Below are 23,010 nucleotides of genomic sequence, written 5' to 3' on the forward strand. Positions count from 1 at the left end.
GCTTGCGTACCGCCTTGGGCGACGCTCTGGCGCGCCTTGCGATCCGGGCGCCTCGGCGACCTCGGTGTTTAACATGATTTCCGAAACGCAACACTAGTCGGGGGGCGCGGTATCGGCACGCGCCCCGAAACGGCCTTCAACGCCTCGGGTCGTTTGCCAGGTGGACGGCGGTGTTGGCGATGCCATCGACGACGCCGGCCATCCGCCGATAGTCGAGCGTGTCGGCCGTGTCGGTCTTTCCATGGTAGTTCGGGTTGCGCATGAACGCCGTGTCGGTGACCATCAAGCCCGGATATCCCAAGGCCCAATAATTACGCTGGTCGGAGAGGTCGGAACCCAGGCTCACCGGTCCCGAATAGCTGACTGCCTGTACCTCCGTGGCGCCGCGGAAGCATTTCTTGGCCGTGCGAACGAGGTCTCGATCGTCCCACCGGCCGACGAGCGCGATGAAGCGTCCGTTTCCCGGATAGAGGAGATGGATGAGCGGATTGACCTTCGGCTGCGTGGGACTGAAATAGCCGATCATCTCCAGGGAGATCATGGCTCGCACCTGCGCCGCCGACTTGGACAGCGCTCCCGCATGAATCGCGCTTCCCATGTCGGGGCTGCCGAAATAGGGGGGCTCTTCCGTGGAATAGGCGACCAGCTCCACGGGAGTGGCCAGGGTCTGCGGATCCAGCAAGCGGGTCAGCTCGAGGATTCCGGCGACGCCGCTGGCGTTGTCGTCCGCCCCCGGAAAGTCGCCGAAAGCGTCGTAGTGGGCGCCGACCACGACCCGCGGCCCGGCGGCGGGACCCAAGAGGGCGATGAGATTGCGCATCGGGCGCCCTCCGGCTTGATAGACCTGCTCCGAGACCCTGGCGCGCGTGCGGCGGAACGCGGAAGCGATGTAGGTCGCGGCCCTCTCGAGCCCATCGGCGTCGTCGGCGCAGCGCGAATGATCCGGAGAGGCGAGGAAGCGCACGTGGGCCTCGAGGCGGCCGGGATCGGCGTGGAGCGCCGCCGAGTAAGGGACAGCGCCCAGGTTCGGCTGGCGAAGCGCCCATCCAAGCGCCAGCCCCAACGCGGTCGTGACGACGATTACTGCGGACGTGATTCGAAAGAGGCTCTGAAGGAACTTCCTCATGCGCCGTTGGCTGTCACCAGGAATAGTTCCAGGCGAGGCCCACCTGACCGGGGTCCGGGCCGATGATGGGCTGAAGGCTGGAGCGCGGCGGGTCGGACCCGTTCCTCCGGGCGAGCACCATTCGTCCCATGCTGTTGCCCAGCAAGGCGCCGGCGATGACGTCCGAAGGAAAGTGCCGGGCGAGCGCCACTCGCGAGACGCCGATCAAGCCTGCCGTGCCGTAGGCCAGCCAAGACACCCATTTATGATCGGAGTACACGCCCGAGAAAACCGTGGCTACGGCGAACGCCCCGGTGGCATGTCCCGAGGGGAACGAGCCGACGTGCTCCCCTCGGGTCCGGTCGTAGTCGCCGAAGTCCCCGACGCCGGACGAGGAGGGACGGTTCCGTCCCGTCACGGCTTTGAGGACTGAGCTCCACAGTCCGGCGCTGAGGGCGGCCTCCGCCGAGAGGCTCGAGGCTTCGGCGAACCGGTCGTGTCCGCTCCACCGGCCCGCAAAGTAGCCAACCCCCAGCAGCACGATCCCCGTTCCCGCGTCCCCCAAGTCGGAAAAATAGCGCGCCCATCGCCTCGGAGTTCCCTGGGTATCCAAATGGAAATCGGCCTCGAGCTGGGCGTCGACGCCGCCGTTCTCGTCCCGGCTGGAGGCATAGGCAAGCGCGGTCGTCACGACGAACGGGGCGTAGAAAGCCGGGTTCCTGGCCTCTGAAGGAGCCCAAGTCCTGAAGAAAAATCGCTGATCTGTGAAGAAGCGCCGGAAGAAATTCGTCCGCCAGTAGGGCTTTTCCAGTGCAGGTTCGGAAGTTTCGGCGGCCTCGGAAGGATCCACCGCATCTTGCCCTGGGTTGGCGGGATCGATCGAATCCTCCTCTAATGATCCAGGAGGAGCAGGCGTCGCGTTGTCCGGAACGGCAGCCGGTGGCTCCGGGTCGACGGGGGCAGCAGCTTCGCCAGAAGGCGGCTCGCCAGCTCGGGCCAAATCATGCGGGAAGCCGGCCAGCAGAAGGGTGGCAATCAACGTCATGACTGAGATTCTTCGACAAGCTCGGGCGTGTGGCTTCACAACAAACATTCTCGGCCTCATCGTCGCAGAAGACCAATTCCGAACTGGTGTCGAGCGGTGCGGATACAGCAGCGCGCCGGGGCGAGCGAGCCCGCACCGAGCAGGGACGTCGGGATTTTGACGTGAGCCGAGCGACCCGCTTGGCGGAGGCCGCGTCCCCTAGGCCGTGGAATAGAACCCGTCCCGCATTTCCTTTGCCTTCCGAAAGATGCGGTGGCAGGAGGATACTTCGTCGGGTATTGCGCAAATTCATGTTCCGCCTTGACTTGGCGGCCTCGCCGACTAGATTACAACCTCATCGGACGCCCGTGAGGATGCGAAACGGTGCGGCCGTCCGGGTTTGCCGAATTCTACGGGGAAACTGCGTCCCGATAGAGGTACCAGGTGGGCCGGGCCATATCGTTGACTGGTTTCGCATCTGGAGAGTGAGGGAGACAGCCAAAGTGCCAGACTTCCGCTTCGGCAGCCGACATCGGTGCCATCCGAACCGGATTCTGACCCTTCTCCTGCTCGCCCTCGCCGGCACAACCGGCGCGGCCCGAAGCCAGGATTCCTCGGTCGATCTCACCTCCATCGGCATCGAGGCGGTGATGAACATGGAGGTAACCTCCGTCTCCAAGAAGCCGGAGACGCTCCGGGACTCGCCTGCGGCGGTCTACGTCATCACCTCGGAGGATATTCGACGTTCGGGAGCGACGAGCCTTCCGGACCTGCTTCGCCTGGTGCCCGGCGTCCAGGTGGCGCGGGTCAACTCGAGCACATGGGCCGTCGGAGTCAGGGGCTTCACCAGCTCCCTGTCCCGATCGCTGCTTGTTTTGATTGATGGAAGAAGCGTCTACTCGCCGCTGTTCGCGGGTGTCTATTGGGACGCCCAGGACACGCTCTTCAACGACATCGAGCGGATCGAAGTGATTCGGGGTCCCGGGGCGACGCTCTGGGGGGCCAACGCAGTGAACGGCGTCATCAACATCATCACCAAGAGCGCGCAGGCCACCCAGGGAGCGTACGCGTCGCTGCGGCTCGGAAACGAAGATCGCTTGGTGGCCACCGGGCGGTTCGGAAGCAAGACGTCGGGGAATGTGGCCTTCCGGACGTTCGCGAAATTCTCCGATCGCGACGCGCAATTCCATGCGGACGGGGACGACTACGACGGCTGGCACATGGCGCTCGCGGGATTCCGCCTGGACGCCGATCCCCAAAACCAGGATCACCTCTCCTTTCAGGGAAGCGCCTATAGCGGCAGCGCGGGTGCCCGTTCGACGATCACGACCTACACTTCTCCTTACCTCCGGATTGACGAGGAAGACACCGATCTTTGGGGTGCGGATCTCCTCGGACAGTGGAAGCACCGGCTCGGGGGGAATTCCGAAACGACGCTGCAGCTCTATTACGACCGCACGCACCGAAGCCAGTCCGCCTTTCAAGAGGATCGAGACACCTTCGACGTCGATTTCCGGCATCTGATTCAAGTCGGATCGCGCCACGATCTCCTGTGGGGCGCCGGATATCGCATCACGTCCGGGGACACCGAATCGGTGCCGACCATCCAGTTCTCTCCTCCCGATCGGACCGACGACGTCTGGAGCGCTTTCGTGCAAGACGAAATCAGGCTCGTCCCGTCGCGCTGGACCCTCACGATCGGGTCGAAATTCGAGCACAACGACTACAACGGGTTCGACTGCCAACCGAACATCCGGCTCCTTTTCAGCCCCGGGCCGAGACACGTGCTCTGGTCGGCTATTTCGCGCGCCTTGCGGATTCCCTCGCGGGTCGAGAGCGACCTCAGCATCACTGCGCTGCTCGAGCCCACGACCCCGACGTTCATCCGCGTCGTCGGGACGAAGGACTTCGAGCCGGAGCGCCTCGTCGCGTACGAAGCCGGCTACCGGGTCGAGGCGGCCAAGCGCCTGTTCCTCGATTTCGCCGTCTTCTACAACGATTACGACCAGCTCCTGAGCTTGGAGCCCGGTACCCCCTTCACCGAGACGTCTCCTCCGCCGAATCACACCGTCATCCCGATTTTCTTCCGGAACAAGATGACGGCGAAAGCCGGCGGCGCCGAGCTGGCGTACGAGTGGCAGCCCCTCGACGTCTGGCGCCTCAGCGGCTCCTACTCCTACCTCCGATTGAACGCCGTCAGCGCCGCGGATAGCGGAGACACCACGACCGCGGGCTCCATCGAAGGATCGAGTCCAAGGCACATGGCAGGCCTCCGCTCCGCCTTGGATCTTCCTCGAAGCTTCAGCCTGGACATGACGCTCCGATACGTCGGCAGCCTGCCGCGCCAACGGGTCGAAGGCTACACCGAGATGGACGTCATGTTCAGCCGGCGTCTGACGCACGGCATCGAGGTATCGCTCGCCGGGCAGAACCTTCTCTCGCGTCACCACGCGGAATTCGCCGGAGGCGCCACCGAAATCGAGCGCAGTTTCCTGGGAAGGTTCGTACGGCGATGGTAGGGGGGGGCTGGATGCGCTCGCGCGCTTTGCTGCTCTGTTTTGCGGCAGGCCTGGCTGTCGCAGACGGCCCGGCTCGCGGCGAAGAAGCACCCTCGGCCACATTGTCGGAGTATCGCGTCAAGGCAGCCTATCTCTATTACTTCACCACCTTCGTGAACTGGCCCCCGGAGGCGTTTCACAACGCCGGAGACGAAGTCGTCATTGGCGTGCTCGGGGAGGATCCGTTCGGTGCGATCCTCGATGAAACTCTGCGAGGCAAAACCGTCGGCAATCGCAAGCTCGTCGTCAGAAGGTTCGGCAACGTCAAAGACGTCCGTGAGAGCAACGTCCTCTTTATCAGCTCTTCCGAGCGGGATCGCCTCGCATCCATCCTGAAAGTCCTGGAGGGCGCCGCGGTCTTGACGGTGGGAGAATCCGAGGGTTTCGCGTCGCGCGGCGGGCAGATCGCGTTCCGCACCGAGGACAAGAAGGTCCGCTTCGACATCAACGTCGACGCCGTAGAACGCGCCCAGCTGAAAGTCAGCGCCCAGCTCATGAAGCTGGGCAGGATCGTCCGGGAATCGGAACGCCATGGAGGCTGAGGCTTGATGCCGTCCTTCCGCGACGCGTCGGTCAAGACCAAGCTGGTCCTCGCGAGCGTGCTCGGCTGCGGCGCCGCTCTCTTGATTGCGGGCGCCGTGATTACGAGCTATGACCTCATGGGGCTGCGCCGCTCCCTGGTGCAAAGGATGACGGTCCAGGCGGACATCGTGGGGGCCAACTGCCTCTCGGCCCTTCTTTTCAACGATTCGAAGTCCGCGGCGGACACCCTCGCGGCCTTGAAGGCCGACCCGACGGTTCTCGCCGCGGGACTCTACACGCCGGACCGACGGCTGTTCGCGACTTATTCCAGCAACCCATCGAACGCACTGGCGCCGACGGGTGAAGGACCCATCGCCGCCGCTCAAGGGCATCGCCTCGAGAAGGGACGGCTCCTGCTATCCAGGAGCATTCTCTTCGACCGGGAGGCGATCGGCACGTTGGTCATCGTCTCGGATCTCGGCGAGATTTCCGCAAAGATGACGCGCGACGTCGCGATCGTCGCGGGGGTTCTCGTCGTGTCCCTCCTGGTCGCCCTGCTCATCTCATCGAGGCTGCAGCGTCACATCTCGGGACCCATGCTTCACCTTGCGGAGACCGCCCGAAGGATCTCCTTGGAAAAGGACTTCTCGGTGCGGGCCTCCGGTGAGAGCCGCAACGAGATCGGGACCCTCGTCACCGCATTCAACGAGATGCTCGAAGAGATCCGTAAACGAGAAACCGCGCTCCGGGCCGCCCAGGACGAGCTCGAGCGGCGGGTCGCCGATCGGACCGCGCAGCTCGAAGCGGCGAATCGCGAGCTGGAGGCGTTCAGCTATTCCGTGTCGCACGACCTTCGCGCCCCTCTGCGGAGCATCGACGGGTTCAGCCAGGCGCTTCTCGAAGACAGCGCCGACAAGCTGGATGACCAGGGCAAGCAGCACCTCCAGCGGACGCGTGCCGCCGCGAAGCGGATGGGGCAGTTGATCGACGACCTCTTGAGCCTGTCGCGCTTGACCCGGGGCGAGTTGAAGCGTGGAAGGGTCGACCTCACGGAGCTTGCCAGAGCGACCGCAGCGGAAATCTTTCGCAGCGAGCCGGAGCGCAAGGTGGAGCTGAAGGTGGCGGAGGGACTGTCGGCGCAGGCGGACGGTCAGCTTCTGAATGTGGTGTTCGAGAACCTCCTCCGGAATGCCTGGAAATTCACCCGCAAGCGACAGGTCGCGCACATCGAGTTCGGCTGCCTGCACCAGGATGGCACACGTGTCTTTTTCCTGCGGGACGACGGCGTGGGGTTCGAGATGGCTTATGCGGACAAGCTCTTCGGCGCCTTTCAACGCCTGCACTCCACGAAAGAGTTCGAAGGGACGGGGATCGGGCTCGCCACGGTGGCCCGCATCGTCCGCCGGCACGGCGGGAAGGTCTGGGCGGAGGCTGAAATCGAAAAGGGCGCCACGTTCTATTTCACGCTCGAGGGGAGCCTTTCAAGGAGCGCAGCATGAGGGAAAAGATGATCCTGCTCGTCGAAGACAACCCCGACGACGAAGACCTGACGATCCGGGCGCTTCGGAAGAACAACATCGCCAATGAAATCGTCGTCGCCCACGACGGCGTCGAAGCCCTCGACTACCTCTTTGGCAGGGGACGATACGCGGGGCGGGATACGCAGGAGCTTCCCGAGGTGGTCCTGCTGGATCTGAAACTGCCGAAGGTCGACGGGCTGGAAGTGCTCCGCCAGCTCCGGCAGGAAGAGGCGACCAAGCGCCTCCCGGTCGTGATCCTCACGTCCTCGGAGGAGGAGCAGGATCGATTGAGGGGCTACAACCTCGGGGCGAACAGCTACGTGCGCAAGCCGGTGGACTTCGTTGAATTCACCGAGGGGGTCCGGCAGCTCGGCCTGTACTGGCTCGTCTTGAACGTTCCGCCGCCACGGTAGGAGCTGAGGCCGACGATGGGCACTCCGATCCGCGTTCTCATCGTGGAAGACTGTGAAGACGACGCCGACCTCCTCGTGCGGGAGCTGCGCCGGGGCGGCTACGAGCCGATCTGGGAGCGCGTCGACACGCCCGAGGCCATGGCGGCGGCGGTGTCGGGACAGTCCTGGGACATCGTCATCTCCGACTACTCGATGCCCCGCTTCAGCGCTCCGGATGCCCTTGCCTTGACGCTGGAGCGAAAGCTGAACGTGCCCTTCATCATTGTCTCGGGAACGGTCGGCGAGGAAGTGGCGGTCGAGGCGATGCGCGCGGGGGCCCACGACTACATTTTGAAGGGTCGTCTGACCCGGCTGTGCACGGCGGTCGCGAGAGAGCTCCGAGATTCGGAGATCCGTCGCGCGCACGTGCAGTCCCAGGAGAAGCTCCGCGAAACGCGGGAGCGGCTGGACAGGGCCACGCAGCAGCTCGTCCAGGCGGAGAAGATGACCGCCCTCGGGGAGCTGGTCGCGGGAGTCGCTCATGAGGTCAATAATCCTCTCGCGAGCATCATGGGCTACACGCAACTCGTCCTGATGCGGGAGCTTTCGGCGGACGTCCGGAGGCGTCTCGAAACCGTCTTTTCGGAAGCCGAGCGCGCCGGAAAAATCGTCCGCAACCTCCTGACCTTCGCCCGGAAACAGCCTCCCGAGCGGAAGTACCTGGGTCTCAACGGAATCATCGAGAAGACTCTCGAGCTCAAGGCGTACAGCCTGCGGAGACAGAAGATCGAGGTGGAGGTGGCCACCGCGCCCGATCTGCCGATGACGATGCTCGATTTTCAACAGATTCAGCAGGTCCTGCTCAATCTGTTGAACAACTCCGAACAGGCCATGACCGAGGCGGGCCGCGGGCAAAGAATTCGGATCGGGACGGCAAAGCTGGGGAAGACGATCGAGATGCGCATCTCCGACGACGGCCCCGGGATTCCTCCCGACATTCAGGCTCGCATCTTCGAACCGTTTTTCACGACCAAGAAGGAAGGGAAAGGCACGGGCCTGGGGCTGTCGCTCTGCTATGGGATCATCCAAGAGCACGGGGGGACGATCCGGGTGGAAAGCACTCCGGGTCAGGGGACGATCTTTGTCATCGAGCTGCCCATCGTGGAGGAAAAAGGCCCGGCCGGAAGCGCCGGCCCGGAAACTTCTCCAGAGTCAGGACCCAGCCTGAGGATCCTCATCGTCGATGACGAGCCCAATGTGCAAAACATGCTGGCCGAGCTGCTGGGAGGCAGGGGCTACAAGGTGGACACGGCCTCCGACGTCCCGGAGGCTCTCCGGAAGATCGAGACGAACGGTCACAGCTTGATCATCACCGACATGAACATGCCGCGCGGCACCGGGAAAGACGTCTATCAGGCCGTTCTTGAAAAGTCCCCAAGCTTGGCGCGGCGCGTGATCTTTACCACCGGCATGGGGATAACCGCCGAGACGCAGAGCTTCGTGCGTGAGACGGGCAACGAGATGATCCTCAAGCCTTTCAAGATCGAGGACATCGAACGGGCCATCGCCGCAGCCATGAGCAATTGACCGGCCCTTCCGCCTGAAGACCCCAAGCCTATGCTGCCTGACTCATGGGGCGATCGAGGAACTCGTCGCTACCTCCACGGGAACCGCGACCCGGCCGGGGATCCTGACCCCGTTCGCGCCGCAGCCGGAAAGCAACTGATTGCGCCTTCCCCTACCACTTGAATACGTAAGCGATGAGGGGACCGCTGAAGGTGATCTCGGTCTCCAGCTCCGAGCCGTTGCGACCCTCCTGTTCGATTTTGCTGTGCAGGTGCCGATAGCCGAACCGCACGCTGTGCTTGCCCGATTTGCCGACCTGGACACCGAAGGTCCCGACGGCGTTCCAGGTCAGCTCGGTGTCGCCGGCGCCGGCGTCCCCGCGGAGCACGAAGTCCCATCGCTTACCGAACGAGCGCCAACTGTCGATTGGAAGGCTACGAACCTGGATAGATCACACACGCAACGGTGTTGCTGAAAGCGGCCGGGACCCTTGTGTAACACGATCAAGCGCCGTTTACCTCCAATCACCGGCGGCGACGAAGGCGCCCCAGAAGTACGGGTGGGCGAGGGCGCCCGCCCGGCGCCGGTTCTCAAGAACGCGCAGCGACGCGGCACGGGTCGCTTCGGCCGTCGTCCCGCCCGCGAGACGGGCGCGGTATAGCTCGAGAATCCACTCCCGTGCGTCGTGATCCCCGACGGCCCACAAGCTCATGACGAGGGTCCTCGCGCCCGCAACCTGGAAGGCGCGTCGCAGCCCGAGCACGCCCTCTCCGCGGAGGGCCGGCCCGACACCGGTCTGACAGCCCGACAGGACGACCCACTCCACACCTCTCAGATCGAGCGCGGCGATCTCGTCCGACGTCAGGATGCCGTCCTCGGCCTCCGCGTGTCTGGCGATTGCGCTCCGATTGACATCGGCCAGCGCCAGCCCGAAAACGGGGAAGGCACTGCCGCTCGCCTCGGGACCGCCGGCGACTTTGTCACCATGTGTCGCCGGGAGAGTTGGGCAGACGTCGTCGAGAGAGAATCCGTGGGTTGCCAAATGAATGACCCGGCGGCCGGCGGCGCGCTTTTTGAATTCGCTTTCGCCGCCTTGGCGCCCGGTCAGCACGAGGGCGACGCCTCGCGACGGGCTCCCGGGAGGGTCAAGGGACTCGTGCGCGACCCACAGCGCCGCGATCTCCTCGACCTCGGCTTTGGAGCCGGGCAACGGGAGAAACGTCGGAGCGCCCAACCCGGCGCAGTCCGACAGGCGAATCCCCGCGCGGGAAGCCACGCTCGTTTCAGCCACTGGCCGATCGCCGAAGTCGAGCCCTCCCAGGGCGAGCAGACCGCCGGGGCGGGCTATTCCGGCAAGGTTCCGATCACCCGCGGAGAGCGCCAAGACATCCCGTTCGGCCGACAGGTAATGCAGGACGGGCCCCGTCTCGAGAAGATAACCGTCCTGCCCGACCGGGAGCGTGGCGAAGTTGAGAAGGTGCAGATCGCCATCGGGCACCAGCAATACGGCGCGAGCGCCGCAGATCTTCCCCGCGAGCGGGTCCCAGACGAGCCGCCTCAGCTTCTCGCCGACCTGCCGGCAGGTCGCGAGCGATGCGACGCTCTTAGGCGGCGCGCCGACTTCACCGCGGAAGCGCCGGACGAGATCGTCGATCACGCCGGAAGACCCCAGCGTGGCCATGGCGATGCCGCCGCGGCCAGGCGGCAGCACGAAGGCGACGTAGCGGGTCTCGGCCGCGTGATGCCCCTGGCGAGGCCTTTCGAACCGCGCGTAGGCCACGAGCGCCGTGGAGGGGGGCAGAGCCCGCCGGATATCCTCGAGGCGGGCCGAACGCGCCTGGAGATCCCGCCTGGCCGCGGCGCTGCGGACCGCCACATCGCGCTCGGCCCGGTCGGTCGCGGCCCGGGCCCGGCGAAGGAGGTCCCGGTACTCGCCGGCGGTCCCCGCGCCGGGACCGGTGGCGACGAGGGCGGCGAAACGCGCCCTGGCGTCGTCCCATGCATGCACCCATGGTGACAGGCTCGGCTCGGCCGCATCGAGGAGGAAGCGGTGCCGTGCGGCCACCTCGTCCAGGATCACGGCCCGTGACCGGATGAGCGCCTCCCAGGCGCGGCGCGCCCGCGGCGCGGTCCCGTGGCCGTCCCCGCCGCCCAACCCTGCCGCGAACGCCACGTCGAGCCCCGACCTCTGCATCGCCTTGTAGTCGAGGGCCTGGCGATCGGACAGATAATGGGCCGTTCGCGCGATGTGGGCGCGCAGGATCTCCTCCGCCCGCAGCGCACCGTCCAGAGCCCTCTCTTCGTTCCCGGTCCTGTAGTCCAGGTTCGCGAGGTAGATCAGGCTCCGGGCGAAGAACGGGTGTTCAGTGCCGAGCCTGTTCTTGCGGATCTCGAGGGCCCGCTCGAGGAGCGGGCGGGCCTTCTCCGGTTGATCCAGCTCGATGAGCGAGCGCGCCAAGCCGGTGAGCGTAATGGCTATCAGCGGATGTTCGGGACCGAGCGCGGCCTCGCGAATACGCAAGGCGCGTTCGAACAGCGGAACAGCCGCTGCCGCCTCTCCCACGTCGAGCAGGAGGCCTCCTAGATTGGAGAGGCTGACGGCCACCGGCGGTCGATCCGGCCCCAGCTTCGCCTCACGGATCGCGAGGGCGCGCTCGAAGGCCTGACGCGCGGCAGCGAGGTCTCCGAGCTCCTGCAGCACGCCGCCCAGGTTGTCCAGCACCAGGGCGTAGAGCGGGTGGTCCTTGCCGAGTCCCTCACGGGCGCGGTCGAGGCCGCGCTCGAAAATCGCCCGCGCGTTCTCCAAATCGCCCAGATCATGCAGGATGGTGCCGTAGTTGCTCAAAAAACCTACGACGAAGGATGGTTTGTTCGTCGTCAATCGCTCGAGGACCGCGAGGCCTCTCTCGTAGAAGGTGCGCGCCTTCGTGTAATCGCCCGTTTCGGCATTGGTATTCGCCAGTCCTGTAAGGAGCTTGACGGTCCTCTGGTCGTCCTGGACGTGGGCCTGCTCGCGCAGGGCGAGCGCCCGCTCGAGCGCGGCCCGGGATGAGGCATAGTCGCCCCTCATGAAGTACACGTCCCCGAGGGTCTGGAGGCTCGCCGCGAGGGCGGGATCGGAGTCATTCAGATGGCTCGTCTGGATGGCGTGGGCTCGCTGAGCCCATGTGAGGGTGCCGGGCTCGGACGCTTTGCCGGCGGGCAGCACGGCGGTGACGAGCGCCATGAGCGCGTCGGCGACCGCGAGGGAATCCGGCCCCGACTCGGCCTCGGCGCGGGCGAGGATCAGCCGCCCGTGACTCTCCGCGTCCGCGTAGCGGCCCTGGTCCACCAGGTCGTAGACGCCCGGCAGGCCGGCGACGGACGCTTCCTCGGCTGGCATCGAAGGCGACGCGGCGGGACCGCTCCACAGGAGCGCCGCCACCGCAGCGGCCGGCGCGAGAGTCCGCAGGCGCGAGCGGCGCCGACGACGATCGCCGCGCCGGGCCCGGCTGCTGTCGCAGCTACGGCACCGTCCGGTCCTCTCCCGCGGTCGGGGGGCCGACCCGGAATGGGTACCGATAGATACGACGTTCACCGGCATGGTCCGTCCTCGAGACGACGACCTCGTGCTCTCCGGCCGCCCGCAGCAGGCCCGCCGGCACCGTCCACGAGATGCGGCCCAGCGCATCAGGCGGACCGACCGAGTCGGCGCGGGCGAGAACTTGTCCGCCGGCATCCACCAGCTCGGCCGAGTACCTGGCCTCCGGGCTGACCGGGACGAGGAATGCAAAGGTCAGCGAACGGTCGTTGAGGCGCGACGGCAGAGTCGGCGCATGGCCGTCACCCCGGTCGGGGCCGTTCCCGAGATCCAGGAAGTACGGCTCGGCGAATCGATCGGGCGGTCCGCCACCCGGCCTCAAGCGGGGCCAGAGGCCGGCCGCGATCAGGAGGATCACGGCGGCGGCCGCGAGCCAGGAGGCCCGCCTGACGGTGATGGACCGGACTGCCACGCGTTCCGGTGCAGACCGCGCGGATTCCCCTGAGGCCGCGGGCGCCACGGCCTCCGCCCCATGCGCCTCGACGGCCCGGGCCAGGAGCAGGAGAACATTCAATTCGCGCCGGCAATCGGCGCACCGGTCGAGATGGGCGCGCACGCCCGCCGCCTCGTCCTCCTCCAGGCTGCCGTTGACGTAAAGGGGAAGAAGCCCCTGCGCGGACCGGCATCCAGGATGGACCAGGAAACGCGTTCCGAGCCTCACGTTCGATCCTTGGTTGCCGACATCAGCTCGGACCAGCGCCGCAACAGGCGCGACCGGCTGCGGAAGACCCTCGCCTTCACGGTTCCCTCTCTGACACCGAGCAGGTCCGCCACCTCGGCATACGAAAGGTGCTGCGCGAAGACGAGGTCGATGAGGCGCCGATCTCGCTCCGGCAGGACCTCGAGCAGCTTCGACAGGAGATCCCGGTTCATTACTCCCGCCGGCTCATCGAGCGCCGGCATGGCCGGGCCGTCGGCCGCGAGGCGGCCGCCCCTCTCCCGATGCCGATAGGCCCGGCGCGCGAGGTCGATGGCGGCGTTGCGGCTGATTCGGTGCACATAGGTGCGCAGCGACGACTCCCCGGCGAACCGGCCGCCACGAAGGTTCGTGACGATACGCAGCCGGATCTCCTGTTTGAGGTCCTCCCACTCCTCGCGCAGCGACCGGAAGCCGTCTCGCAGGGCGAATTCGATCCAGCCATCCACGACACGCGCGGCTTCGCGATCCCCTCGCAGGAAGGCCTCGATCAGACGCGCCTGATCCGCGTCGGGCGGCATCGACACTCACCACTCCTCCGCGAGCGCGGCGAGAAGAGAAATCGGTGAGCATCAGAGTACCGTCAACGCCTGGAAGGCGCAACGTCGCAGTGGAGCGGTTCAGAGATTCACGCGCACTTCCACTGAAAACGCGCCTTCCCAGCCGCCCTGGTTGCGGGCGGCCACGCGATAGTAGTACGTCCCTCCAGGAGTCAGGTTCTGATCGAGGTACGTGAGGTTGTTCGCCACCCCGATGCGCGCATAGGGACCTCCTGGGGCCAGACTGCGGTAGACGACGTAGTCCACGACGTCCGGCTCGGGGCTCGCGCTCCAGTTGAGGCGGGCGCTCTTGTTCGTGGCGCGCGCGCCGGTCAGGTTGGCGACGGCCACCGGGAAGAGCTTCGCCGTCGCCGCATAAAGGTCGGTCGCGCCGCGCCAATCTTGCCAGACGATGCGATCTCCGGAAACCGCCGGCTGGTACTGGGCCACCTCCCCATTCGACACCTGATAGCTGAGCCCGGCCGAGAGGTCGCGGGCGCGGATGTTCCAGTTGGAAAAGTAGCCTCCTCCAAAGTCGGTCCGCTGGGTCCAGACCACGAGGTCGCCCGATAGGTCGAGGTCGATGCGCATCTCTCCCGGTCCCGCCGGAACAACGCTCTCAAGACCCGTGCCCAGGTCGTGGACGAACACGGTCGCTCCATCCATCCCGATCCAGGCTGCCCGCGTTCCCGAAAGTGCGGGATCCCGACCGTCCCCGATGACGAGGTCCTGCCCGGTCGTGAGATCGCGCAGGTGGATCCCTCCAGCTCCGGCATAGACGATCCGATCACCGTCGATATCGTACTGACTCGCGGTGCCGAGCGGCGTCACCTGCCGCGTGGTGAGATCCATCAGGCTCAGCTCGCCGGAACCGTACGGGTTGTTAAAATCGTAGTACGAGGCCGGCGCCTTGAACAGCACGCGATTGCCCCCGATGACCGGAAACACATAGTGCTGGGTGAAAGCGGGGTAGGGCGTCAGAAGCTCCTCCTGGCCCGTGATCATCGTCGCCGTGTCGAAGCGATAAATGTCCAGCTTGCCGTTGCGCGTGTCCTGCCAGACGATCTGGGTTCCCGAGTTGGTCGGGTTGAGCTGATTGTTCGGGTTGGCGGTGAGGACCGCGTCGAAAGAGATCGCCCTCTCCACTCCGGTCGCGAAGTCGTAGGCATAGATGTCGCCGTTCGGGAAAGTCAGCTCGTTGCGGTGGTCTTCCCAAACGACGATGCCGCCCGACATCGACGGATTGAGCTGTTGCCCGGCGGCGGTAATCAGCGGGCTCTCGGCGAACGAGGTCCGCGTCGTGATGCCGAGCTGGGCGGCGTGCCGGTTGTTGGCCTCGGTGAGCTCCGCGATCGTGCCGGCGCGATCGGCGAAGCCGACGAGAGCGCGCACGCCCGCGCTGGGGAAAGTGGGGTAGGCCGTGAAGGTCTGCGACGTTCCAGCCGGCAGTGAGGCCACCGACCAGGCGCGGAGCAGAACGCCCCCGAGCGCTGGGTCGCCGTCGAACAACTCCACGCTCACATTCTGGGTTCCGACCAATCCGAGGTTCTCCACTTTGACGTCGACGGCCGCCGGGCCGCCGACCGCCGCCACCGGCTTCTGAGGGGCGACCTGGACGCGTAATTCCGGCATGGTCTGGGCGTTCCCGGCGGCATTGACCGCAAGCTCCGCGTTGACCCGCCCGTACCCCGAATAGACGTCGAAGCCGGGGGCGCCGAGATCGACGGCCGTCCCCTCTACGATCGCGCGCACCAGGCCGTTGCTCGCCGCCGGCTGCCGCGACAGGACCAGGGCCGCCACTCCCGCGGCGTGCGGCGATGCCATGCTCGTTCCACGCAGACGGGAATAGCCGCCGAATATCTGCAGGGACAGGATGTTGACGTAAGTCTCCTGCGTGTCGAGCGGATCGAAGCTGCCGCCTCCCGGCGCAGCCACGTCGATCACCTCGCCCCAGCTGGAGAAGTCGGACTTGACGTCGTTCTGGTCGGTCGATGCGACCGCCATCACCTCCGGGTGCGTCGCCGGGGAGAACCCGGCGGCATCGGTGTTGCTGTTCCCGGCCGCCGCCACCAGGACGGCCCCGAGGGCGTAGGCATCGGCCACCGCGTCGGCGGTCACCTGGTTCGCGGGTCCCCCCCAGCTCATGTTGACGACGTCGGCCCCGTTCTCGGCGGCATAGATGATGCTCGCCGCTCCGTCCGCCGTCGAGCCAAAACCCTGATCGTCCAGGAACTTGATCGGCATGATCCGCGCCTGGTGCGCCACTCCGACGATGCCGAGCGCATTGTTCCCTTCAGCCGCGACGGTCCCCGAAACGTGGGTCCCGTGGTAGTGGTCGTCGGCGGGGTCGTTGTCGAGATTTTGGAAGTCCCAACCGCGCAAGTCGTCTACGTACCCATTGTGATCGTCGTCCCGGCCGTTGAAGTCGGAGGCGTCGACGACGCCGTTATGATTCCGATCCTCCCCCGGGTTCACCCAGACGCGGTTCCGGATGTCCTCGTGGTTGTAGTCGAGGCCGGTGTCGATCACGGCGACGACGACACCCTGGCCGGTCGCCTGACTCCATGCCACGTCGGCACGGATCTTCTTCACCCCCCAGAGGTCCGCATAGGGTTGGCCCCAAGATCCCGAGGACGAGTAGTAGGGATCGTTCACGATGCTGGCCTGCATGAGGAAATTGGGCTCGGCGTACTCGATCCCGGGGTCCTGCCGCAGATCGTGTACCGCGCGGAGGACGTCGGCTTGGCCGCCGAGCGTGACCCTATAGATCCGGTCGAGTCCCGGCTGGCGCGACAGACCGGGCGCTCTCGCGGCCCGCGCCGGGTTGCGCCGGTCAATCTCGGCCCGATCGAGGAGGAGGGGGAAGAGCCGGTCGGTCCGGGTCCCGGGATGGCGGGTCTCCAGGGCGCGCAGCGCGGCGGAGGCGGCCGGTTCGACCCCTTCCTTCAGCTTGACGATCAGCTCGCCCGCTACGAATTTCGGGCCGTCGCCCGGCACAATATCCTTGTTTTTGTTCGGCCCGATGCCCCCCAGCGTCGAGATGGGAAGGACCAGCAAGAGCGGAAGGAACACCAGGACCCACAGCCGCGACTTCGATCGCATCACACCCTCCTGTCGCATCGGTGTTCGAGACGGGGGCGGACCGCCCCGATGCCAGCACGGTCGGATTGACCGGGCCGAAGGTTACGACCGAACGCGAAGTTTCTTTGGGAAACGACCGTAAAATGTCGCCGCGCCAGGCCTCTTTCAATCGGCACGCGGCTGGGTCCTTTCGAGATCCTCTCTCCGATGGCTTTCCCGAGGGAGCACGGCAATGGCCTTGGGCCATGCGGCTTAGGGCCGTTCCCTGCCTAAGAGGAGGACCTCGAGCGTGTCGGCTAGTTCATGGATTGAGAATTCGGATTGCGGAAGGATTCGAACCTGCGGAGCTTCTCACTCAATGTTTTCCCCGGAAGGACCTCCGCGAAAAGTGGCGGAGGGAGCAGGATTCGAACCTGCGGAGCTTTCGCTCAATGGTTTTCAAGACCACCGCCTTAAACCGCTCGGCCATCCCTCCACGATAGGGCGCTTCTTGTCCCTTCAGTCACTTGAGGATTGAGCACCCTTGCCAGATCCTACGGAAGGAGGGGCATCTCTGTCCACCGAGTGGCTACCGATGTGGACCCACGCGGGGAGAGGCATGAGAAAGCGATCGGCGAGAGCGTTGACGTACGGCTCGTAGCTCCGGCGCAGGTCTGACAGGCGCCGCGCCATCTCCTTGGAGTCGGAAGGGGGCTGGCCAGCTTCGGAGAGCAAATCGAAGATCCGTGCAAGATCCGAGGACGAGAGACGATCCGGGGACGGCGTCCGCGGATCGAGGTGAAAGACCCTGGCCAGGTCGATGACCGCGTGCCGGACCATCGCAAACGTAGCGCCCGCCTGCCAGTCTTCACCATCCCGGGCGCCGGCCATGCGCAGCGCGCAAGCATCGAGGATCGTCGTCAGGGCCCCGAGCCACGATTGATTCGCGTGCTGGGAGCGGAAATAGGCCAGGACGGGGTACGAAAGGTGGCTCTCCATCAGCTCCGCCGTCCAACGCTCCCACTCGCGCAGAAACTGGTCCAAGTGATGGAGATGGTCCCGGCCGTGGCGACGCAGCAACTCGCCGACACTCGGGGGAGAGCCAGCCCTGAGATCAAGCAGCGTAATCGGCACCTCGCGCTTGGAAAAGGCGCTGTAGAGAACGGGAAAGTACCCGATTACCAAAGCGAGAAAGCCGAAGCCGAGCCCGGACTCCAGAACGATCAGGCCGCGCGCCAGCGGCCCGCGCGGCGTCACATCGCCCAGCCCGAGGGTAAAGAAGGTCGTGCCGCTCAGATAGAGATAGGTGCCCAAGGAGGGCGGTCCGCCGGGCGTGTTCATGGTCGTGCCGAGAGACCAGTGCAGCACTCCGAACCCGAGCATCAGGTTCGTGCCCCACATCGCCAGAAGGAACAGGACCGAGAGGGGTCCATAGATGCCGAGGAAGGACTCGCGTCGCGCGCCCGGGCCGATCCGACGCGCGACGGCCGCCCAGGGCGTCCAGGTCAGCCGGTAGAACAAACGCGCCAGGCGCCAGCGGCGGGCTACTCGCCGGGGCAGGACGATCGTCTCGAAAGCGTCTCCGAGAACGATACCGATCAAGGCGATCGCGAGCAGAGCAACAGCGCAACGCATGAACATCGTCTCCAGCGGTGAGATCTCCTGCATCCCTCTCACGACGCCGTCCTGGCCGAGACGGGCCTGCGATCCCTTCCGGAGGCGCTCTGGCGGCTACCTCATGTGCCGATCGAGAAAGTCCGCGACGAGGGGGTAGACGACGAGGCGGTTCGAGAGCTTGACGATGCCGTGCCCTTCGTCGTCGAAGAGCTTGTATTCGACGGGGGCTCCGCGGTCGCGCAGGGCTTTGACGATCTGCTCGGCTTCCGTGTACGGCACGCGCGGATCGTTCTTCCCCTGGATCACCATGAGCGGCGTCTTGATGCGTTGCACCTTGCCCAGCGGCGAGACGGAGCGCAGGAAGGCCAGGTCGCGCGTCAGCGACCCGTACTCGACCTCGCGCAGCTTGCGCCGGTAGCCGGAGGTGTTCTTCAGGAAGGTCTCGAAGCTGGCGATGCCGACGGTGTCGACGGCCGCCGCCCACAGATCGGGGTAGAGCGTGACCGCCGCGAGCGTCATGTAGCCGCCGTAGGATCCACCCGAAACCGCGATGCGGCGCGGATCTGCCCCTCCCTCGCTCTTCAGCCACCCGACCGCCGCCGCCAGATCCTTGACCGAATCCTCGCGCTTTTGCACGTCGTCCAGATGGGTGTAGGTCTTCCCATAGCCGGTGCTGCCGCGCACGTTGGGCGCGAGGATGGCGTAGCCGCGCGACAGGAAGTACTGGTAGACGGCGTTGAAGCCCGGTTGCTCCTGCGCTTCCGGTCCGCCGTGGACGCTGACGATGACGGGCATCGGCCGGTTCGCCTCGCCCACCGGCCGCCTGGCCGACCGGTAGTACCAGGCGGGAATCTGGCGGCCGTCGAACGTCTTGTACCGGATCAGCTCCGGCTCGACGAAGGAAGCCCGCGGAATCCCCGCCGTCGAGTTGCGCGTCACCGGCGTGAGCCGCCTCGTTTCCAAATCGTAGCGCCACACGTCGGCGTTGTAGCGCGAGCCGCTGAAGATGAACGCCAGCTGTCGATTGTCCGCGGAGAAATCGAGGCCGGTGACGACGCCTTTGCCGGGCAGCTCGAGGGGCGCTGCCCTGGCTTTCGACCTCGCCCGCGGCCCCTCCAAATCCTTCACCTCCCGGACGTACAGCTCGCTGAACCCTTCCCGGTTGATCGTGTAGGCGAACCGGCTCCCGTCTTGGGAAATCGCGGTCGCCGCCAGGTCCCAGGGCGCGTCGTCGAGCAGCGTGACTTTCTTGGTCGCCAGATCCATGCGGGAGAGCGAGTAGAACTCCCGCTTGTCGTTCGTACCGAAGAGGATCGAGCGGCCCGATGGGGTGAAGTAGACGTCGCCGAACTGCGCCGCCCCCCGATGGGGGGTCAGATGAGTCTCCCGCTTCGTCTGCGTGTCGACGAGATAGAGATCATTGTCCAGGCTCAGCTTCTCGTTGGCATGGGAGACGATCAGGCTGCGGTCATCGAACGACCACGCCAAGGCGCTGTTCGAGCCGTCCTGCCGGCGGACCAGCTCTTCGCGCCCGGTGCCAACGTCCATGACGTAGATGTCGAAATAGTCCTTGTTCCGCTGGTTCGAGGCGTAGCTGATCTTGCGGCCGTCGTGCGACCAGCCGCCGAAATTGTGCCGGACGCCAGGGGCGTTGGTCAGCGCCCTGGTGCGAGAGCCGTCGGTCGAGAGCCAGAAGAGTTGCGCGTTTTCATCGCCGCCGGAGGACTTGGCGAACAGGAGGGCGTCGCCCCGGGGCGACCCGCGGACGAAATCGACGCGATCGGCGTAGAACGTCATCTGCTCCGGCCAGCCGCCCGCCGCGTCGATCATCCAGACCTGGGGGGTCCCGCTGATGTTGGTCAGGAAAGCGACCCGCTCCCCGCCAGGGGAGAAAGTCGGCGACGACGAGGTGCGTATGTTCAGATAACGGTCGATGGTGTATTGCTCGCTGCCGGCCTCGGGCGCGGAGTCCTGGGCCGGGAGGGGCGGAAGCGAAAGCCCCATCGACAGAACGCTCGTGAAGACGAGGCTGGCGGCGCGCGATCGCAGAATGTGCATGCAGCTTCCCCCGAGGGTTTCTCCGGGACGTCGGCTCAGGATTACTCGAGACAGGCGTCACGACTGACGGTAAACTCTGGAGCGTCAGACTCCTTGACCTTCCGCCCGGCCGATTGAGGCATCTTAACGCGTTCGCGGTCTTCGGGAATACCCTCTCGCAGCCGCCAGCGACCCTCTAGAGGTCGACGAGCACTTTGAATCCGCCATAGATCATCCGCTTGGCGTCGAAAGGCACCGCCTTCGGATCCATCATCGCCTCCAGGCGCGGGTCCTTCATCACCTTGGCGTTGACGCGATCCCGATGAGCCCGAGACCTGAACACGATCCATGAGAAGAAGACCGTCTCACCGCGCTTGATCTTGACGCTGCGGGGGAACGAGGTGAGCTTCCCCACCTTCACGTCGTCCGCGACGCATTCCCGGAACTCCAGCGCGCCGTGCTCGCGCCATATCCTTCCGGCCTTCTCGGCCATCCGACGATAGGTCGGGATATTCTTCTTCGGCACCGGCAAGACGAAACCATCGACGTAGGGCATGCAGTCTCCTTTGAGTCTAAGGTCGATTCCATAAATCAGGGGCGCGTCTGAACGGACGCTCCCTGCTTCACGTGACGATCGAGGAACGTGAACACGTCCGCCTCCCACGTGGGCACGCTATGGAACAAGAAGTTGTGCCCCTCTTTGGTCGTCTTCCCCACAGGGGGATATACCTTCAGCTCGTGGGGCTTTCCCAACCGCTGCCTCTCCTCGGCGAGCGCCTTGCCCGACACCGTCGAATAGTCGTTCGCGGCGTGCATGAAAAGGACGGGGGCTGCGATCTTGCCGGCCGCGGCAAGGAGCCGCTCCCGCAGGGCCGGCGAGCGCTCCCAGCTGTAGGCGGCGCCGGCGTACACGACCGTCGCGCGCGGCGTCGAATCGCGTGCGGCGAGCAGCAGCGTGAGGGAGCCGCCGAACGAATGCCCGGCGACGGCAATCCGCTGGGCGTCGACCTCCGGCAGGCTCCGCAGGAACGCGAGGGCCGCCAGCGCTTCGTTCATTTCGTCGTTCTCCAGCAACTGCAGCTGCACGCGGTTCCGGCCTTCCTGGCCCTCCGCGGCGAACGCCCGGTCCATGAGATCGCCGTCGGCCGTGCCCTGCCCGTCGGAGAGCCCGATGCCCTGCCGATGCAGGAAGAGGAATTCAACGATCGCTTTCCATCGGATTCACCGCGCCGCGATGTCAGGTGGAGCAGTTGCTCGCCCGATCCTCGGGCTTGTCCTCGAGGTTTTTCATCTTCTTCAATTCCTCGTTGATCATCCGGTCCATCGCCATCATCTCGCGGGTGGCCCGCTTGTCGCTTTTTTCGTCGCTCGATCTCGGTATTTCCCGTGCAAAGGATCAGCCCCTATTATCGCCCCGTTTCTTTCGAGCCGCGAACCGACGGCCGGTGCTTCCGCGGAGCCTCGCATCGGGCCCACGTCTTCGGCCTTGCCGAATCATACGGGCCGACGCAGCCTTTTTCTTTTCTCCGTTTTTCCTTTATCTTGTTGCGAGGGCGCGTGACGGGACACTAGATTTCGGCGCGAGGAGGGTCTCCTGAAGCTTCGGGCGGCGGCAATCTTGATGGCAATTCTGGTCCTCTCGGTCAGCGGAGGACATTTCTTCGCTCAAGAGGATCAGCCCGATCCGCCGGCGGGGCAAGACCAGCCCTCCAATGAACCTGAAGACCAGCCCCAGGACCAGCCCGGCGACCAGGCGGATCAGCCGGACGATCCTGGGGCACAGCCCGACGATCAGGCCGAGCCGCCCCCAGAACCCGCGCAACCTCAGGACGAACCATCCCAACGGCCGGACGAGCCACATGTCGCCCCGCCCTCCGAGCCCCCCGTGCCCGCCGAGCCTCCTAAGCCCAGGCACCCCTCGACGAAAGCCCACCATCCTTCGCACGGGGAAAGGTTCCGCCTGGATCTCAAGTCGAACGCCGCTCTGGTCATCGACGAGGCGCTCGGGGTTACTCTCTATGCCAAGAACTCCGAGCAGGTCGTCCCCATCGCCTCGATCACCAAGCTGATGACGGCGATGGTTGCGATCGACGCCCAGCTTCCCTTCGATCAGATGATCTCGATCCAGCCGGCAGACACGAGGGGGGCCCGGCAAACCCCCTCCCGGCTGAGGGTGGGAACGAAGCTGACGCGTGGGGACGCTCTGTGGCTCGCCCTCATGGCCTCGGAAAACCGGGGCGCCGCCGCGGTGGCCCGCACCTTTCCGGGAGGGACGGCCGCGTGCGTCGCCGCGATGAACCGGAAGGCCAAGGGGCTGGGGATGCGCCATACTCAATTCGCCGACCCCACGGGCCTGTCAAGCGAGGACGTCTCCACTGCCCAAGACCTCTCCCGGCTGGTCCGGGCCGCCTACAGCTACCCGCAGATCCGCCTGTTCACGACATCCCCCTCGCACGTCGTGTTGATGCCCGACGGGCAGCTTCTTGAGTTCCACAATTCGAATGGACTGGTGAAGAACCCCACCTGGACGATCGGCCTCTCGAAGACCGGATACATCAATGAGGCGGGCCGCTGCCTGGTGATGCAGGCGCACATCGCCGCCCGGCCCGTGATCATCGTGCTGCTCGACTCCTGGGGAAAATACACCCGCCTCGGTGACGCTAACCGCATCCGGAAGTGGATGGAAGCGGTCCTCCCTGCCCGCACCCCGGCGCTCTAGAGTCAAAACGGCTAGGCTCCCAATCGACACTCGATTCCCCGCAAAGTGCCATTCCGGAAGGTCTTGGCGTAATC

The 23,010-nt window shown here is 65.5% G+C and carries 17 protein-coding genes and 1 tRNA gene; 6 read left to right on the plus strand and 12 right to left on the minus strand.

The window, feature by feature from the left end; all coding sequences use genetic code 11:
• Positions 1–136: 136 nt before the first annotated feature.
• A complete protein-coding gene (locus VGR67_11605) occupies positions 137–1,126 on the minus strand; it encodes a M28 family peptidase (protein ID HEV8337054.1) in 990 nt (329 codons plus the stop codon).
• A 13-nt stretch (positions 1,127–1,139) separates the two neighbouring features.
• Positions 1,140–1,955, minus strand: a complete 816-nt coding sequence (locus tag VGR67_11610) for a phosphatase PAP2 family protein (protein HEV8337055.1) — start codon at positions 1,953–1,955, stop codon at positions 1,140–1,142.
• Between the two features lie 677 nt (positions 1,956–2,632).
• Here VGR67_11610 and VGR67_11615 point away from each other — a divergent pair.
• The 5 genes from VGR67_11615 to VGR67_11635 all read left to right on the plus strand — a co-directional run bounded on the left by VGR67_11615 (position 2,633) and on the right by VGR67_11635 (position 8,708).
• Positions 2,633–4,648 carry a TonB-dependent receptor plug domain-containing protein gene (locus tag VGR67_11615; GenBank protein ID HEV8337056.1) on the plus strand — a complete coding sequence of 672 codons (2,016 nt, stop codon included), beginning with the start codon at positions 2,633–2,635 and terminating at the stop codon, positions 4,646–4,648.
• 101 nt (positions 4,649–4,749) lie between these two features.
• Positions 4,750–5,229 (plus strand): YfiR family protein, encoded by a 480-nt coding sequence (locus tag VGR67_11620; protein ID HEV8337057.1) that lies wholly within the window; start codon positions 4,750–4,752, stop codon positions 5,227–5,229.
• A gap of 6 nt (positions 5,230–5,235) precedes the next feature.
• Positions 5,236–6,708: an ATP-binding protein gene (locus VGR67_11625; GenBank protein ID HEV8337058.1), complete on the plus strand. Its 1,473-nt coding sequence runs from the start codon at positions 5,236–5,238 to the stop codon at positions 6,706–6,708.
• Positions 6,705–7,142: a response regulator gene (locus tag VGR67_11630; GenBank protein HEV8337059.1), complete on the plus strand. Its 438-nt coding sequence runs from the start codon at positions 6,705–6,707 to the stop codon at positions 7,140–7,142. The genes VGR67_11625 and VGR67_11630 overlap by 4 nt, the downstream gene beginning before the upstream one ends.
• Before the next feature lie 15 nt (positions 7,143–7,157).
• Positions 7,158–8,708: a response regulator gene (locus tag VGR67_11635; protein ID HEV8337060.1), complete on the plus strand. Its 1,551-nt coding sequence runs from the start codon at positions 7,158–7,160 to the stop codon at positions 8,706–8,708.
• Between the two features lie 151 nt (positions 8,709–8,859).
• Here the strand turns inward: VGR67_11635 and VGR67_11640 are convergent, their stop codons facing one another.
• The 10 genes from VGR67_11640 to VGR67_11685 form a co-directional block, all read right to left on the minus strand.
• Positions 8,860–9,075 (minus strand): hypothetical protein, encoded by a 216-nt coding sequence (locus tag VGR67_11640; protein HEV8337061.1) that lies wholly within the window; start codon positions 9,073–9,075, stop codon positions 8,860–8,862.
• A 126-nt stretch (positions 9,076–9,201) separates the two neighbouring features.
• Entirely contained in the window at positions 9,202–12,069 is a 2,868-nt protein-coding gene (locus tag VGR67_11645) for a CHAT domain-containing tetratricopeptide repeat protein (GenBank protein HEV8337062.1), read from the minus strand.
• 121 nt (positions 12,070–12,190) lie between these two features.
• Entirely contained in the window at positions 12,191–12,928 is a 738-nt protein-coding gene (locus tag VGR67_11650; protein ID HEV8337063.1) for a zf-HC2 domain-containing protein, read from the minus strand.
• The gene (locus tag VGR67_11655; protein ID HEV8337064.1) at positions 12,925–13,485 is read right to left on the minus strand and encodes an RNA polymerase sigma factor; all 561 of its coding nucleotides are present in this window, start codon (positions 13,483–13,485) and stop codon (positions 12,925–12,927) included. Before VGR67_11655 ends, VGR67_11650 begins: the two co-directional genes overlap by 4 nt.
• 99 nt (positions 13,486–13,584) lie before the next feature.
• Complete coding sequence (locus VGR67_11660; GenBank protein HEV8337065.1) at positions 13,585–16,605, minus strand: S8 family serine peptidase; 3,021 nt, start codon at positions 16,603–16,605, stop codon at positions 13,585–13,587.
• 368 nt (positions 16,606–16,973) lie between these two features.
• Positions 16,974–17,059: transfer RNA gene (locus VGR67_11665), tRNA-Ser, on the minus strand.
• Between the two features lie 23 nt (positions 17,060–17,082).
• Positions 17,083–18,231, minus strand: coding sequence for a potassium channel family protein (locus tag VGR67_11670; GenBank protein HEV8337066.1), 1,149 nt, complete (start codon positions 18,229–18,231; stop codon positions 17,083–17,085).
• Between the two features lie 63 nt (positions 18,232–18,294).
• Positions 18,295–20,238 (minus strand): S9 family peptidase, encoded by a 1,944-nt coding sequence (locus tag VGR67_11675; protein HEV8337067.1) that lies wholly within the window; start codon positions 20,236–20,238, stop codon positions 18,295–18,297.
• A gap of 175 nt (positions 20,239–20,413) precedes the next feature.
• Positions 20,414–20,773 (minus strand): DUF1428 domain-containing protein, encoded by a 360-nt coding sequence (locus VGR67_11680; GenBank protein HEV8337068.1) that lies wholly within the window; start codon positions 20,771–20,773, stop codon positions 20,414–20,416.
• Between the two features lie 35 nt (positions 20,774–20,808).
• The gene (locus tag VGR67_11685; GenBank protein HEV8337069.1) at positions 20,809–21,348 is read right to left on the minus strand and encodes an alpha/beta fold hydrolase; all 540 of its coding nucleotides are present in this window, start codon (positions 21,346–21,348) and stop codon (positions 20,809–20,811) included.
• Positions 21,349–22,102: 754 nt separating this feature from the next.
• Here VGR67_11685 and pbpG point away from each other — a divergent pair.
• Complete coding sequence (pbpG, locus tag VGR67_11690) at positions 22,103–22,936, plus strand: D-alanyl-D-alanine endopeptidase (GenBank protein ID HEV8337070.1); 834 nt, start codon at positions 22,103–22,105, stop codon at positions 22,934–22,936.
• Positions 22,937–23,010 lie beyond the last annotated feature (74 nt).

The sequence above is a fragment of the Candidatus Polarisedimenticolia bacterium genome (assembly GCA_036004685.1).
GTDB lineage: Bacteria > Acidobacteriota > Polarisedimenticolia > Gp22-AA2 > AA152 > DASYRE01.

What these genes read in the sequence shown, in the direction of transcription:
- VGR67_11605 (HEV8337054.1), bottom strand. Translation starts at nt 1,126, where the DNA reads ATGAGGAAGTTCCTTCAGAGCCTCTTTCGAATCACGTCCGCAGTAATC.
- VGR67_11625 (HEV8337058.1), top strand. Translation starts at nt 5,236, where the DNA reads ATGCCGTCCTTCCGCGACGCGTCGGTCAAGACCAAGCTGGTCCTCGCG.
- VGR67_11630 (HEV8337059.1), top strand. Translation starts at nt 6,705, where the DNA reads ATGAGGGAAAAGATGATCCTGCTCGTCGAAGACAACCCCGACGACGAA.
- VGR67_11635 (HEV8337060.1), top strand. Translation starts at nt 7,158, where the DNA reads ATGGGCACTCCGATCCGCGTTCTCATCGTGGAAGACTGTGAAGACGAC.
- VGR67_11645 (HEV8337062.1), bottom strand. Translation starts at nt 12,069, where the DNA reads ATGCCAGCCGAGGAAGCGTCCGTCGCCGGCCTGCCGGGCGTCTACGAC.
- VGR67_11655 (HEV8337064.1), bottom strand. Translation starts at nt 13,485, where the DNA reads ATGCCGCCCGACGCGGATCAGGCGCGTCTGATCGAGGCCTTCCTGCGA.
- VGR67_11660 (HEV8337065.1), bottom strand. Translation starts at nt 16,605, where the DNA reads ATGCGATCGAAGTCGCGGCTGTGGGTCCTGGTGTTCCTTCCGCTCTTG.
- VGR67_11670 (HEV8337066.1), bottom strand. Translation starts at nt 18,231, where the DNA reads ATGCAGGAGATCTCACCGCTGGAGACGATGTTCATGCGTTGCGCTGTT.
- VGR67_11675 (HEV8337067.1), bottom strand. Translation starts at nt 20,238, where the DNA reads ATGCACATTCTGCGATCGCGCGCCGCCAGCCTCGTCTTCACGAGCGTT.
- VGR67_11680 (HEV8337068.1), bottom strand. Translation starts at nt 20,773, where the DNA reads ATGCCCTACGTCGATGGTTTCGTCTTGCCGGTGCCGAAGAAGAATATC.
- VGR67_11685 (HEV8337069.1), bottom strand. Translation starts at nt 21,348, where the DNA reads ATGGACCGGGCGTTCGCCGCGGAGGGCCAGGAAGGCCGGAACCGCGTG.